At 33.0% G+C, this 15,947-nt stretch carries 11 protein-coding genes and 1 other RNA gene; 1 reads left to right on the top strand and 11 read right to left on the bottom strand.

Features of this window, described 5'->3' with window-relative positions:
• Positions 1-49 precede the first annotated feature (49 nt).
• The 9 genes from KQI85_RS08960 to tadA form a co-directional block, all read right to left on the bottom strand.
• Positions 50-4,486: a hypothetical protein gene (locus KQI85_RS08960; RefSeq protein WP_216575759.1), complete on the bottom strand. Its 4,437-nt coding sequence runs from the start codon at positions 4,484-4,486 to the stop codon at positions 50-52.
• On the bottom strand, positions 4,473-5,195 hold the full coding sequence (locus KQI85_RS08965; protein ID WP_216575760.1) for a DUF6063 family protein: 723 nt from the start codon (positions 5,193-5,195) through the stop codon (positions 4,473-4,475). Before KQI85_RS08965 ends, KQI85_RS08960 begins: the two co-directional genes overlap by 14 nt.
• A 1-nt stretch (position 5,196) precedes the next feature.
• A complete protein-coding gene (locus tag KQI85_RS08970) occupies positions 5,197-6,741 on the bottom strand; it encodes a hypothetical protein (RefSeq protein ID WP_216575761.1) in 1,545 nt (514 codons plus the stop codon).
• A gap of 238 nt (positions 6,742-6,979) precedes the next feature.
• Positions 6,980-7,579: a recombination mediator RecR gene (gene recR / locus KQI85_RS08975; RefSeq protein ID WP_216575762.1), complete on the bottom strand. Its 600-nt coding sequence runs from the start codon at positions 7,577-7,579 to the stop codon at positions 6,980-6,982.
• Positions 7,579-7,935: a YbaB/EbfC family nucleoid-associated protein gene (locus KQI85_RS08980; RefSeq protein WP_216575763.1), complete on the bottom strand. Its 357-nt coding sequence runs from the start codon at positions 7,933-7,935 to the stop codon at positions 7,579-7,581. The genes recR and KQI85_RS08980 overlap by 1 nt, the downstream gene beginning before the upstream one ends.
• Positions 7,936-9,534, bottom strand: a complete 1,599-nt coding sequence (gene dnaX / locus KQI85_RS08985; protein ID WP_216575764.1) for a DNA polymerase III subunit gamma/tau — start codon at positions 9,532-9,534, stop codon at positions 7,936-7,938.
• A gap of 76 nt (positions 9,535-9,610) precedes the next feature.
• Complete coding sequence (locus KQI85_RS08990; protein WP_216575765.1) at positions 9,611-10,684, bottom strand: 6-phosphofructokinase; 1,074 nt, start codon at positions 10,682-10,684, stop codon at positions 9,611-9,613.
• Positions 10,685-10,981: 297 nt separating this feature from the next.
• Positions 10,982-11,243, bottom strand: an RNA gene (gene ffs, locus KQI85_RS08995) — signal recognition particle sRNA large type.
• 220 nt (positions 11,244-11,463) lie between these two features.
• Positions 11,464-12,351 carry a tRNA adenosine(34) deaminase TadA gene (gene tadA, locus KQI85_RS16930; protein WP_371820583.1) on the bottom strand — a complete coding sequence of 296 codons (888 nt, stop codon included), beginning with the start codon at positions 12,349-12,351 and terminating at the stop codon, positions 11,464-11,466.
• A 319-nt stretch (positions 12,352-12,670) separates the two neighbouring features.
• Here tadA and KQI85_RS09005 point away from each other — a divergent pair, with 319 nt between their 5' ends.
• The gene (locus KQI85_RS09005; RefSeq protein WP_216575766.1) at positions 12,671-13,237 is read left to right on the top strand and encodes a GNAT family N-acetyltransferase; all 567 of its coding nucleotides are present in this window, start codon (positions 12,671-12,673) and stop codon (positions 13,235-13,237) included.
• A gap of 141 nt (positions 13,238-13,378) precedes the next feature.
• Here KQI85_RS09005 and KQI85_RS16935 read toward each other — a convergent pair whose 3' ends face one another.
• Positions 13,379-14,725 carry a DUF6128 domain-containing protein gene (locus KQI85_RS16935; RefSeq protein WP_216575767.1) on the bottom strand — a complete coding sequence of 449 codons (1,347 nt, stop codon included), beginning with the start codon at positions 14,723-14,725 and terminating at the stop codon, positions 13,379-13,381.
• 314 nt (positions 14,726-15,039) lie between these two features.
• Positions 15,040-15,906 (bottom strand): 16S rRNA (adenine(1518)-N(6)/adenine(1519)-N(6))-dimethyltransferase RsmA, encoded by an 867-nt coding sequence (gene rsmA / locus KQI85_RS09015; RefSeq protein ID WP_216575768.1) that lies wholly within the window; start codon positions 15,904-15,906, stop codon positions 15,040-15,042.
• Positions 15,907-15,947: the final 41 nt, after the last annotated feature.

The raw sequence follows: 15,947 nt of genomic DNA on the forward strand, positions 1-15,947 counted from the left end.
AGCATCCCTTGCGATAATATGGCAGACTTGCAATGCGTTCTCGCACCACCTAGAACACAAATGAGCTTTGCGTATAACTTAGTCTCTCATATTCCATATCGTCATTATTTACCTGACTTCTATAGTCAACTACCACTGTCTGCTGTCTCTTATCAACAAGTTTCTGTCCAAGCACATAATTAACATCAAATCTTCCGGTTATAGCAGGTGTTGCACCTCTTGCCGGTACGATAAGCTGTACATTATTAGTCTTTAGGAGTTTGAATATCGGTTCCCATATATATACATCTTTCGCTGCTCCAAATGGATTATCGATAAAAATAACTTTTGTTAAAACCCCCTGTTCCCTTCCAGTTGCATTAATACTTGTTATATAGTTAATTATTGCAATTAAAAACTGTATATATATACCCTGTGACTGTCCTGTACTTCCTACTGCTTCTTCATATTTTAGATATCTGCTCTGGCTCTTTATTCTCTCTCTCTTATAAAGATTAAGCCTTATCGCATTCATATCTGTAACTATTGCTGAAAAAAGTTTCTTCCATGAAAGTCTGGTTCTTATATATTTCACTCTATCTTGTGCAGTTGTAAAATTCTCTGCATTAGCTATTGTATCATCAATATATTCTCCCATTCTCTGTTCATAGAATTCATCCTTAATATATGGTATCTGTAGATTAATTATTGATATAATCTCATCTTCCATATTTATTCTTGAAAGTTTTGACAGCTTATCAAGTTCTCCTTTTATAAGTGTACATGTCTGTATACACTGATTTTCAAAGTTCTGTTTAATCTGCTCCATATCTTTTATGCTCTTGCCGATTCTCTCTTTTTCAAGTGCAATTAAACTTGTCGTCTCATGAAGATTATGCGTAAGTTCATCTATTCCATCAAGTTTATATGGAATATCTACAGAACGCTTTATCTCATCTGAGAGTTCATACACTCCAAGCTTCTCAAGTGATTCAGTAAGTTTAAGTCTGCTCTTTGTAAGATTGTCCATTAACTTATTCTGTTCTTTCTTAATAGCCTGATAGCTCTTTTGCACTTCTTCATAATCAAGTTGTGGCATATCTATGCTACGTTCTAACATACTCTGTGTTATGTTAATCTCTGCATCTTCAATATATCTTTCAAGATCTTTTTCCATAACTCTATATTTCATACACAGGGCATCACATTCTTTGACATTCTTATTCTCTATGCTTATCTTACTGTTAAGTGAATTCTTAAGCCTGTTTCTCTCTTCAATATATCTTGTAAGATTATCAACATCTTTTAATTCTTCATACATACCATATTTTTCTTCTATAGATTTTATAGCATGTGCGATACTTCCTAAAAGTCTGTTTCTATCTGCACTTTGTGCATCAAGAATCTTCTCTTTGGCATTTATCTCCTTGTTAACTTTAGATATCTTATCTCTTATCTTAAGAAGTTCTTCATTAGGTGTAATAATAAGTCTGTTATTCTTACTTAACTCTTTAAGTTCTTCTATGTTAACATTGCGATATTCAAGATTCTTAATAATCTTATCTGCCTGCTCATTATAGTTATTCATAAGTGCTATCTTATCTCCAAGATCTGCATTTTCCCTGTCTATAACAGCCTTAAGTCCTCTAAATCTTGCTTCTGTATCTTCATTGCTTATCCTTTTAAGAATATCAGCTTCTTTTATATTTTTTCTGATATCTTCATCATAATACTCTGCAAATACCTCTTTAAAAGTATTATTAATGTCATCTATCTTCGCTTTTATATCATATATCTGCTCATTATAATCAACCATACTGTCTTCAAATCTGCTAATCTCTCTATGTAATCTGTCATAGTTCTTTTTGCTCTCATTAACAGCATCTTTAAGGTCATTAAGTTCATTATATTTAGCATTTAAAATATTATAATTTTTCTTTATATCAGCAAGAAGCTCTGCGTACTCTCTGGCAGTTTTTAACTGAAGAATATTCTTTTTAATATTCTTATTAACTGTATCAAGTTCTTTTTTACATGCATCTGCATTATCTTTTGCTGCTTTTTCATCTTCTTTCACGTTAAGAAGTTCTTTTTCTAATTCTGTAAGCAGTTTCTTTTCCACAACAATATCTTTGTAACTGTTATAATATCTGCTTATAAAATTATAGTCTTCTTTTATTATCGCACTCTTTTGTGATAAAACAGTGATTTTTTCTTCTGTATCAGCGATTTTTTTAACAGTGTTTTTTATCTCATCCTCTTTTAACTCTTCGTCATATAGGATTCCACCATTTCTTACCATAAGCGATATCTTGTTGCCATCTATAAGTTCATCACCATCTTCAAGGCTATTCTTATCAATAAATGCAATAAAATCAAGTTTATCTCCCATTATACGATTATCAACCGCTGACATTATATCACAAAAGTCTTCTTTTATTATTAGCGAAAAAGGAATATACGGTTTTTCCTGTAAGAGTTTTTTACGTTTCATTGCGTCATATTCTTCAAGATATTCGCTTCCTGTAACTACTTTATCGCCAAAAATCCTTATCATATACTCTTTTACGTGATTAAGTTCCTCACATATTTTTGGTATATCTCCATTATTAAGGCTCTGTACATATTCATTATATTCTGTCACTTTTTCTAAAAGAGAATTAAGCTCCATTACTACATTAATGTATGTATCATCTATCTTAGTTATAAGCCTGTCTTCTTCTGTAACATCATATACAGACATAAGATTATCTATTTTCTTTCTATTTGATTCTGATTTTGCTATAACTTCTTTTTTTGCGATAATCTCTTTTGCCAAATATTCTTTTTTTACTTCTATGGCACTGATTTTGCTATTATATTCATCTATGTCTGTAATTATGCCATTTTTATTAAGTTCATAATCACTCTCCATATCAGTAAGTCTCTTAATCTCGTTCTCGCAAGCTGCAATATTGGCATCTATATTATCAAGCACAAGTACATCTGTGCCTGCTCTTAAAGCTGATACTTTCTTTTCTAGAACTTCACATTCATTCTTAAGACGTTTTATATCACCTTCCATTACAGCTATGGTTCTGTCACAATTTTTCTCTTCTTCTTTGTATTTTTCATATCTTGTGCGATTTTCCCCGTCTGCTTTTTGTTTTTGCATAAGATCGTCTCTTAATGTCTTTAGTATCTGCTCATTCTCATCATGTTTTACAAGTGCAAGTAGTCTAAGCTCGTCAGTTATCTCTTTATTATCTTTTTTCTGATTATCGATAAGTGTCTTAATCTCTCTACTCTTATCCTGATATTTTATATAGTCGCTGTATTCATTAGCTGCTTCTCTTATAGAGATATTCTTCTCATATTCTGATTTTTCCTGTGACATATTATCTATATCACTCTGAGTATCAGCTACAAGTCTGTCTATCTCCTCACCTGCTACTATCTCTTCTTTGACTTTTGCACGCATTATGTTTTTTTCTTCTTCATCAGTCTTATAATTAAGTTCACTTATTGTCTTAAGAATCTGCTCTTTTTCTCCTTCTTTTTTCAAAAGGTTCTGTTTAGCGGCAATAAAATATGATGTTATCTTCTCTTCAAGATCTGCTTTTCTTACATAGACATTCCTAAGATCTGCGAATTCATCTGCAAATTCATCTATAAGTGCTATCTGCATATCATATCTGTCTATCTCATCTTTTTTCTTAGACAATTCCATAAGCTTATCCTTAATATCTATAAGTACCTGTGCTATATCACTTACATTGTCTTCGCCTGAATTAATCTTATTATTGTAGGATTTCTCTATTATCTCTTCGATAAGCAGATCCTCAACTACTTTTCTTGTAGTTCTGTAATTAGTCTCAAAGTAAGTTCTTACATGACCTTCAGTCTTATTAATTCCTCTTATAATCTCCCATTCACTCTCATAGAGTCCATATCTGCTTATGAAGTTCTGATATTCCCCTTTTTTCTCAAATATCTTAACTTCAAGGCTGAAATTCTTACGTTCTAATTCTTTAAGATAGTTCTTAAGACCGGAATATGTAATCTTCTCTGTTCCATTATTAAGCGGAAGATTACGCATATCATTATCATTGAATTCTCTATAGAATATTACATAGTTAAAATATTCTATTGTGGCAGTTTCTACATTCTTAGTATTCTCTTCACTTTCATCTGCACTCTCACGTCCTTTTCTTGCACAGAATCCTGTTGTCATATACTTATAACCATTTTTTACATAACAATTATCAAGTTTCCACTCTATAAGTGAATGTATTACAGTATTATCATTGCCTGATCTGAACAGTTTCTCTATTGGCTGTTTCTCATCAAGTGTTGAATTAGGTATCAGATTCTGTAATAATAGTAGCATAAGTACACTCTTACCACCACCATTGGCAAGATCATATATTGTATTCTTACATGAAAATCTCATTACAAAATCGTCATATATCTGCGTTCCAAAATTGTATTTTACATTATTTACTCTTATTCTGTTAATGTGTGGCATTCTCTTTCTCCTCTCCATTAAGAATCTCGTATATTCTTCCCTTATATTCTTCAAAATAATTCTCTATAAGTGCTCTCATTCTGTCTTTTGGATAATATCTGTCATTCTCTTCAATAAATAGATCCTGTGTCATAAGAAAATTCATTACAAGTTTTATATATCCTGCTCTTGAATTCTTAGATGCCCTCACCTGGTTTATATCATCTCCTGCTATCCTTGGAAGTTCATTCCAAAGAAGGCATATCGCCTTAAATCCCTCTGATTCTGTCTGTGTCATATTAAACACTTCCTTTTCAGATGTAAGTGTTGCTACAAGTGTATCCACACTATCTAATATCTGAGGTGCTGTTGTATTCTCAAGATATGTATAATTAGCTGAATCATTATAAAAAAGTGTCATAACACTATATATAATCAGATAGCACATAAACAATTCTTTATTAAGTCTTAAACCGAGTATTCTCTTTAGTTCTTCATTAGAATATCCAAATACTCTGTTATTCTCACCTGCTGTAACAAAAAGTTTTCCATTGTAATCATAAAAATTAAGATTAAAGTTCTTCATAACAGACATAAGAATGTCATATACCTGTGCATTAGTTGAATATTTCTCATAAAGTGCTACATTATCACCATTTTTACTTATCTCTTCACCATTAATAAGTTTTGAAGCTATAAGAAGTGCTGTCTCAAGATTGCGATCTTCCATATTAGTCATCCTTTCTCACAAATTCTATATTACTTATCTCAAACATATCATTAATCTTAACTGTCTTTTCTTCACCATCTGCAAATTCTATTATAAAATGCAGATTCATATACTCATCATAGACTTTTCTTCTCATATTATTATTAATAATTCCTTCAAGAAAAGTATCCGGTTCTCTATTAAGTTCTGCAAGATTATATTCTTTTTTCTGGCATAGATGAATAATAAAAGAATAATAATCTCCATTCTTAAATATCTTCTCTCCAAAACTCTTCTTAAGATATTCATTGAATTCTACAAGGCTTATACGTTCTTTTCTGCTTATACAATATAATAATGCAGACATTATAAGGACATAATTGTTCTCGATTCGTTCATCTTCTATCTCATCATCAAACTTTATCTCTGACTCTGTCTGTTCCTGTATAAGTTCTCCCTGTTCTTCCTTTTCATAACGATATGTGAGTATATCATCTATCTTCTTTGTATCAAATGTCTTTTTTGTCTTAATTCCCATAAGTGGTCTTACCATCTCATAGAGAAGTTCCGGTCTGTCTTGTCTTATTATCTTATTAAGAATACTCTTAAAATCCATTGTATTTTTAAGTCTGTTAACTTTGGCACGTCTTACCATATCATCTACTTTTATCTGCAGATCAGTACATGCGCTAAGAAGTGAAGCATGTCTGTTGGTCGCTCTTTTTAATTCATTCTCAAGATTATGTATATCTTCAACAGTCTGTGCCATAAAACTTCCCTGCTCATATACTCCGCCTTCTGCTCTTTTAAGTGCCATCTCAATAAGTTCTGTATTCTGTGCAAAAAGCCTCTGTTCATCATCAAACCACTTTATGCCTGTCTCAACAAAATCTTCATAAGCTTCAAGACCTTCATATATATCATTACCAAGTATATTTAAAACTTCATTTTTACGAAGCATCAATTTTCTTACTTCATTATTAATTCTCTTAATTACTTCTGTTCCACCCTTAAAATTCTGTGCTTTTATCATCTTCTGTAAAAGAAGCTGCTGCACACTTATTGTACTCTCATCCTTAATCTCTTTAGTATCAAGGTAGAATTCTATTCCATCAGAAGTTATCGAATAAAACAGTGAATTCTCTGTAACATGGCTTTCAATAAGCCTTATCCTTGATATTTTTTTCTCTTTCTCATAAGGATCATAATATTCATACGAAAAAGGTCTTCCATCGTTACGTATCTTATCAAATATATATGCTATAAGTTCTTTTTCATCTTCTATATTTTTATATTCTATATTAAAATCTCTCTTTAAACATCTCGCAGTAAATTCTTCATACTCTGAATATGTAACATCCTGATCATTAAAATTATTCTGTTCTATAAAAAATCTAAGGACTGCCATCACAATATACCCCATATCAAGCATATCATAGGCACCATCTTTATAATTTGTAAATTGAATTGATGAAAGTTTGAAAAATGGATAATATTTTCTTATATTCATCATTCTCTCTTTATGCTCTTCAACTATCTCTTGTATAAGAGTATATTCTTCACTCACGCTTTTTCCTCCCTATTTCTATAATAAATAATTACTGACTTATATTTCTCAGTGAATTATTCAGCAAAATTGTGTAAAATACTATTTTTTGATAAATCTATTAGTCTGTTATATTTTCTAAGCAACAATTATATCAAATGTTATCAATCTTAATTTGCATAAAATGTCAATATTCTTAGTTTGCGTAAAAAAGGGCACCCGCACTAAGCGGATGCCCCCATCCTGATATTCTGATAATCTATAATTCTACTCTTCCTTCTAATGCTCTTAGAAGTGTAACCTCGTCAATATATTCAAGATCTCCTCCAACCGGAACACCGCTTGCTATTCTGGTCACTTTTATTCCTGTAGGTTTTACAAGTTTACTGATATACATTGCTGTTGTCTCACCTTCAAGGCTTGAATTAGTTGCAATTATAACTTCCTTAATATCATCTTTTGTAAGCCTTGCCATCAGCTCTTTTAACTTTATGTCATTAGGTCCTATTCCAAGCATTGGCGATATTGCTCCATGAAGAACATGATATACTCCATCATACTTGGCAGTTTTTTCATAAGCTGCAAGATCTCTTGTAGTCTCAACAACCATTATTGTAGATGCATCTCGCTTTGGATTACGACATATTGGACATATATTAGTATCTGTAAGTGTAAAACACTTCTCACAGTAACATACATTCTCCTTGGCATCTATAATAGACTTTGCAAGACCCATAACTTCGTCTTTTGGCATATTAATCACATGAAATGCCAGCCTCTGTGCAGACTTCGCACCTACTCCGGGAAGTCTTTGGAACTCCTCGATAAGTTTACTTATGTGGCTGCTAAAATACTCCATTAGAATGGAAAGCCTCCTCCAAGACCACCAAGGCCTCCTGTAATCTTACTCATTGAATTCTGTGAAAATTCTTCAATCTGGCGTAATGCTTCATTAGTAGCTGCCATAATAAGATCTTCAAGCATCTCAACATCATCAGGATCTACACAGTCTTTTGATATCTTAACAGCAGTAATCTCTTTTTTACCTGAAACTGTTACTTCAACAGCTCCGCCACCTGCTTTACCTGTTACTTCTTTTTCTTCAAGCTCTTTTGTTGCTTCTTCCATCTGTTTTTGCATCTTCTGAGCCTGCTTCATTAGATTATTCATACTTCCAGGCATTCCTCCGCCTGGGAAACCTCCACGTTTAGCCATCTAAAAAAAATCCTCCTTATCATCGTCATCGACAGTTATATCCATTTTAACGCATTCTTTAAGATTTGTAAATAAATCTTCTGTTCTCTGCGTCTTATCTGTATTAAGCTTCATCTGTATCTCTACGCTTACACCACATTTAGCCGCAATATACCCTTTTAATTCATTAATAACACTCTCTTTGTTGCAATAATTATATCCCATTTCATCGCTAAAATTAAGCATAATATTACCATTATCGCCAAGTGCTGTCTTTGATGCTTTTAAAAATCTTGATGTAGGCATAGCGAATGTTGATATTATATCAGCCCACTTATCAGCTACCTTAAGTATATCTTCTCTGCTTGCCTGTGGTATATCATTAATATCAATCTTCTTAACCTGTTCTTCTCTTATATTATCTTCTCTGTCAGCATAACTGGCATCCTTAGACTTAAGGACAACGCCTTCTTCAAGCTGTCTCTCAAGATTCTCAACTCTGTTAATAAGTGCTTCAAGATTCTCTTCCATTGGTGGCTTTATCATCTTAATAATTGCAATCTCTACAAGTATTCTCTTTTGCATTGCAAACTTAATCTGACCGGAAAGTTCTGACAGAATCCTTATGTATCTCATAAGTGTATTATCACTTATGCTCTTTCCAATCTCCATAAGTACTAAAAGATTTTCTTTTGACATATCTACAATGTCTGTATTGTCACCTGCATTCTTAATAAGCAGAATATTTCTTAAATACCATGTAAAGTCATTAACAAACTGACTTATCTCTCGTCCCTGCATTATAACATCATCAAGTAAAGATATTGCTTTTGCAGTATCCTGTGCAAGTATATATTTAAGCATATCTGCAAATACAGATGCATCAACTGCTCCAAGAACATCAAGTGCCGCTTCATAAGTAAGCGTCTTGCCATAGTTAAATGATATACACTGTTCAAGGAGACTTAATGCATCTCTTAATGAACCATCTGCCGTCTTAGCTATATACATAAGTGCTTTATCTTCAACATCTATCTGTTCTGCTGTCATAAGTTCTCTTAGCCTGTCTGCGATTGTATCAACACTGATTCTCTTAAAATCATAACGCTGACACCTTGACAGAATTGTTATAGGGATCTTATTAACTTCAGTTGTCGCAAGTATGAATATTACATATGATGGTGGTTCTTCAAGTGTCTTTAAAAGTGCATTAAATGCTCCTATCGAAAGCATATGAACTTCATCAATAATATATACTTTATACTTGCCTTGAGTTGGTCTGTAAGCTACTTCTTCTCTTATCTCTCTGATATTATCAACGCCATTATTAGACGCAGCATCTATCTCGATAACATTCATACTATTTCCGGCTTTTATTGCCTTACAACTCTCACATTCACCACATGGACTTCCATCCTTTGGATTCTCGCAGTTAACCGCTTTTGCAAAAAGTTTGGCTATTGTAGTCTTACCTGTACCTCTTGTTCCACAGAACAAATATGCATGACCTACCCTGTCTGCATTAATCTGATTCTTAAGCGTCGTTACGATATGCTCCTGTCCCTTAACATCTTCAAATTCGTCAGGTCTCCACTTTCTGTAAAGGGCCATATACGACATAATAATTACCTCATTTCTAACACATATATATTTTTATAGTTATAAATCTGTTTCTAATTTATTAGTATACTATTTATTAATCACCAAAACTTATTCCAAGAAGTTTTGCTTCTTTTACAATAGATGAATCAGGTGATACCATCTTAAGCTTGCCTGCAACTTCGCTTAATGGAACACCTACTATCTCTCCATTCTTAATTCCTACCATCTTACCATAATCATCTTTTAATATAAGACTTGCTGCCGCTGCTCCAAGTCTTGATGAGAGAACTCTGTCATATGGACATGGATCTCCACCTCTTTGCATATGTCCAGGAACTGTTATTCTTATCTCCTGACCGGTCTTTTCTTCAATCTCATGACCTATCTCATACGAAATTGAAGGATATTGATTCTTTTTTCTCTTTTCTTTTAGATCTTTCTTTGACAAAAGTGAATCTTCATAAGAGATTGCGCCTTCTGCAACAGCAAGAATTGAGAATCTCTTGCCCTGTTTAGTTCTTCTATTAATTGCTTCAACAACTGAATCTATCTTATAAGGTATCTCTGGTATAAGAATGATATCCGCACCACTTGCAATTCCTGCATGAAGTGTTAACCATCCTACTTTGTGACCCATTACTTCTACTATGAATACTCGTCCATGTGATGCTGCTGTTGTGTGTATACAATCTATTGCATTGGCTGCTATATTAACTGCACTTTGAAAACCGAATGTCATATCAGTTCCCCAGAGGTCATTATCTATAGTCTTTGGCAGTGTAACAATATTAAGACCTTCTTCACTTAGAAGATTAGCTGTCTTATGTGTACCATTACCACCAAGTATTACAAGACAATCAAGTTTTAGTTTGTGATAAGTTGCCTTCATCGCTTCTACTTTATCAATTCCATCCTGATCAGGAACTCTCATAAGTTTGAATGGCTGTCTTGATGAGCCTAATATTGTTCCACCAATTGTGAGTATCCCTGAGAATTCTCTCTGTTCCATAACGTGGTAATTACTATATATCAGACCTTTATAACCATCTTCAAATCCTATAATCTCTACTTCTTCGCCGCTTCCATACAGTGCTTTGGCTACACCTCTCATAGCTGCATTGAGGCTTTGGCAGTCTCCGCCACTTGTTAACATACCAATTCTTTTCATAAACCAACACATCCTATCTTCTATTATTTTGTAATGCTTTTTCCTGTTATCTTATTATAGTATGTCCATCCTTAAGGTGTCAAAAACATTTTTTTGTAAGCATTATTCGTAAATTGCACATAAAGCTAAAGTTTCAGTGCTTCCTGCTTAAATATCACACTATTTATCGTCATGTTATATCATATAATAGATTGTGCCAATATATTGTGAATTAGTTATTAAGCATACTTATGGTACATGTGTTCGAGTACTATCTGTAAAAAAAGAACATCTCTAAGATGTTCAATATATTATAATCCGTGCATCCCGCTTCGTGTAATTACCATAGACGTTACCACTACAGTTAACTCAGTCCAGGCACCCTTACGGCACACAAGAGCTTCCACTTAATGCTGCTTCGTTCCCGACCTGACATGGTTCATGGATTCCTGTTGCGTAAGACCCAAACGTCAACGCCACTTATAGCGGGCAGCTCTACAATAGAAAACCCTAGGCGGGATATCACCCCATCTATAGCGGATTGTAGGTACAGGGCACCGCTAGCTCCCCGGCTGCACGGAAGTTTTATGACAAATTCAGTGAACTACATTATACCATATTTTTTATAATATGTAAAGATGTTAAATTCTGTATATTAAGGGACCTCACTTTCACCTCATTTTCCCTTCGCTTTCCTAGCTTTCACCTAGCTTTACACTTATATTTACCAAATCTTAGCTTTCACTATTTTCCCACATTAGGTGCAAAGCATTTTCTATATTTTTCTTCTTGTGTATCCCTTAACTTTCGCTATTTTTCCACATAAGTCTTCTCGCATATTCCATATCATAAAAAACATCACCATATACAATAGTTTCTTCATTAGCAGATGCATTTTGGATGTTGCTTATTGCGAACATCTGGTTAAGTCTTATTCTCTCATTAGTTGTAAGCTCACTAAGTGATTCTACCATTCTGTCGCTTTTTACTGCTATCATAATGTTCTCTGTCTCTGTTATTGCAACGCCTATTACTTTCACATGAAGAATTTCTCCTGCCTTGTATTGCTTATTATCTTTTGGGAAAAAATATGCTTTACAATCATTACCTCTGTCCTTACATTCATTGATAATTCCGTATGGCTTATTATCACCTCTTCCAGCTATTGTTAATGTCATTGTTGCAAGAGTCTTTTTTATCATATCTGTCTCTTTTTTCTTTTCTCTTAATTTTTTAAAAAAACTACTCATTAATTCACTACATTCTTCTTCAAGTACACCTCTTGTAACTTCTGCCTGATGGTTAAATTCTGACATCTGAAGAATATTAATGATACTTCCCACACAGCCGGCTTTCTTATTCATACTTCCAATTACTACTCTGTCAATTCTTGCCTGCACAAGTGCACCTGCACACATCTGACACGGTTCGAGTGTCACATACATTGTACATCCGCTAAGCCGCCAGTCACCAAGTACTTTTGTTGCTTTTTTAATCGCCTGAATCTCAGCATGTGCAAGTGTCGATCTGTCTGTATTTCTTCTATTATAACCTCTCGCTATGACACGTCCTTCATAGACTATGACGCAGCCTATAGGCGTCTCGTCAATGTCAGATGCTTTTTTGGCACATTTAAGAGCCATTTTCATGTACTTTTCATCAAGTGTCTCCATATAATATATCATCATCCTTTTGACTCACTTTTAATATTTTAACTATATTACAACTGATTATACAATGTGTCTTTACCACTAATTTATAACCTTAGATTTATGCAATTCATCTTTCGAACCTATAACTTTTTAGTGTTTCTGACATTTTGCTTTAAAATCTTATGCTTTTATGCTTAATTATTTGTATCACATATATTATTATTATGCAAACTTTCCGTAATAATTATTTTTTCGTATGTCGATACTATATACATAAACAAGATCCAAATAATTTTGCATTTATTGGGACATCAGGTTTTTATATACATAAAATTATGCGAAATGAGGTAATGCCATGCTATTTTGTTACGAGACTGATCGTCTGTTTTTAAAAGTATTACAACAAGACAGTGCGAGATCTGTGCTTGAATTTTATAAAAATAATAGAAAGATTTTTGAACCTCTTGAGCCTCCAAAAGATGAAAATTTCTATACTGAAAAGTATCAGGGAAAGCTTCTTAGTGCAGAGCTTAAGAATTTTCTTGCCGGAAAAAGTGTACGTTTTTTTGTATTTACAAAGGACTGCCCTAATGAAATTATAGGCACTATATCTTTTAATGCAATTAACAGAGGTGCTTTTCATAATTGCCAGATAGGATACAAGTTTGACAAGAACAAGCTTCACAGAGGATATGCTACCGAAAGTGTTAAAAAAGCTGTTCAGATTGCAATAGATGAGATGAATATCCACCGAATTGAGGCTTATATTCTCCCCGATAATATAGCTTCTGTTAATCTTGCAAAAAAAGTCGGATTTATAAGTGAAGGAATGGCATTTAAATATGCAAGACTTGCCAGTGGATGGCATGATCACTTAAGATATGTCTATATTGCACCGGATGATGACATATTTAAATTATAAATAATGTATTTTAACAAAACTTTATTTTAATATTCATTATAGAACAATGTACTTTATGAATTCTAAAATGACAAAATTAAATGATAAGATTGCCAAAGTGGCGAAAACCCACCACCTAAAGGTAGTGGGTTTTTGCCACTATCAAGTCTCAAGATATGTATACCAATATCCATTATATTCTTCTTTGGATGAATCATTATCTATCTTTTCAAACTGTGGAAATCCAAACATTGATGCCATAAATTGCTCTTTTTCATGGAATATTCCAGGGACACCTATTAATATAAGTTCCTTATCTTTGTCATTATCATATTTCTTACCAACTATAATATGATCATAATTATAATATCCATGCATTAAGAAACTATTATTAACAATATGGTCTATTTTATTCACTATACTTATGTCACCTGTTTTTGCATCCTGTTTTAAACTCATAGCTTCCATCTGGCTCATATCTCCTAATACAGTTTCCATAAGCTCATCAGGTTTTATCTTCTTAAGTTCATATACTGCACTGTCTGAGAACATATTATTCTCTTTTATCACTGCCGCTTCATATATGGATTCATCGTCGGTAGTTTCCTTATCTGATTGTAATCTATCTATATCTTTATCACTTGTAACTTCCATATTACAATTTGAATTATTGATATAGCTGATACTATCAGTATTTAATTTTGTCTCTTGATTAGTTTTAGGTTTTAATGTATCTTTCTGATTTGAATTTTCTACTATTGCCGATTGTTTTAATTCATCTGGCTTTTGTAATTTTTCTATTTTTAGTGGAGTTTCCATTATTTTTGATATTTCTCTTTCATTGTAGTTTTCTCTGTAAGTTTCTTCTTTTTCTTTCTCATTATATTTTTCTCTGTAAAATTGTTCTTTTTCGTTTTGTTTTTCATTATAATTTTCTTTATAAAAATCTTCTTTCTCGCTTTGTTTTTCGTTATGATTTTCTTTATAAATATCTTCTTTTCTAGTTTCTTTTTCGTTATAATTTTCTTTATAAAATTCTTCTTTTCCGGTTTCTTTTTTGCTTTCTTTTCCATTATAATTTTCTCTATAAATATCTGTTTTTTTAACAAGTTCATAAGGATTAATATTTTCTTCGCCCCATGATGATATTATAGCATAGTCTATATTATCATTCTCTGTTATAAGTATTCCCGCTATATTCTCGAATATTATTCCATGTGACGCAAGTTCACTTTCATCTATTCTTGTCTGCATCTGCCCCTGTCCGCTATTAAGGTTAAGTTCACCTATGCGTATCTTATTATATTCTTTTTTTATTGCATCTTCGCTGTTTTTTCTGTAAAAAAAGTTTATATCTGCCTTATTCTGTCCAAACATAACATTTTTCACATCTACAATAAGTTTCAACCTTCCATTTCTTAATTCTGCTTTGGCAAAACCTACATTTATTGTCTTGACTCCTGCATCATACGCATACAGGTATGATATCAGTCTTCTATACTCAGACATATAGAAATCCCTCCTACTAACATATATTGACAATTGATGCTGCAATATCAGATAATTACAAAACTTATATTTGCAAACATACAGCAAAAACTATACTATATTATAAACAGTAGTCTTTGCAATCGCCAGTACTTAGTAAGCTGTACATCTTGATGTATAGCGAACTTAGTACTGTTGCGTTTGCAACGAAGCGAGAGCGCCTACTGTGGTAATATAGTAAAGTTTTTGCGTTCTCTAGCGAAATTATAATTTTGTAATTACCTAGTTGCAATATATGCGGAAGGAGGGATTAGTATTACCGAATATTCTTCTATTTATTTCATCTCATATAATATGTCACTTAATTTTGCAAACTGCTCTAGTGTGAGTGCTTCGCCTCTTACTGTTGCCACTACTCCAAGTTTCTCTATTGCTGTTACTATCTGTTCCTTGGAATAATTGATATTTGGTGCATTGTTAAGTCCATTCTGAAGAGTTTTTCTTCTCTGGTTGAATGATGCTCTTATTATGTCAAACATCAATTTTTCATTCTTAACAGTTACCGGTGGATTGTCATATCTTTGTAGCTTAATAACTGCTGAACCAACATTAGGCTTTGGCATAAAGCATGTTGGAGGTACGTTAATTAATATCTGTGGTTTAGCATAATATTGCACTGCAAGAGATAATGCTCCATAGTCTTTAGTTCCAGGTCCTACTTGCATTCTGTCTGCAACTTCTTTTTGTACCATTATGGTTATACTGTCTATTGGTACATGGCTTTCAAAAAGTCCCATTATAATCGGAGTTGTTATATAATATGGAAGATTGGCAACAACCTTAATTGGTCTGCCACCATTTCTCTCTTCTGCAAGTTTTTTTATATCAACCTTAAGAATGTCTTCGTTGATAACTGATACATTATTATATGCTCCAAGTGTATCCTTAAGAATAGGTATAAGCTTAGTATCTATCTCAACTGCAACCACTTCTCTAGCCGATTCGCACAGATACTGTGTCATTGTTCCGATACCAGGTCCTATCTCTAGAACAAAATCATCTTTTGTAACTCCGGCATCTCTTACTATCTTCTCAACAATATTTGAATCAATTAAAAAGTTCTGTCCAAACTTCTTTTGAAAAGCAAATTCATATTTATTAATAATCTCCAAAGTACTCTTTGGATTACCTAAAGTTCCCATATCTCACCTTACCTTATATATTATTATCAGGTAGCTGCCTA

Source organism: Falcatimonas sp. MSJ-15, from assembly GCF_018918265.1.
Classification (GTDB): domain Bacteria; phylum Bacillota; class Clostridia; order Lachnospirales; family Lachnospiraceae; genus Falcatimonas.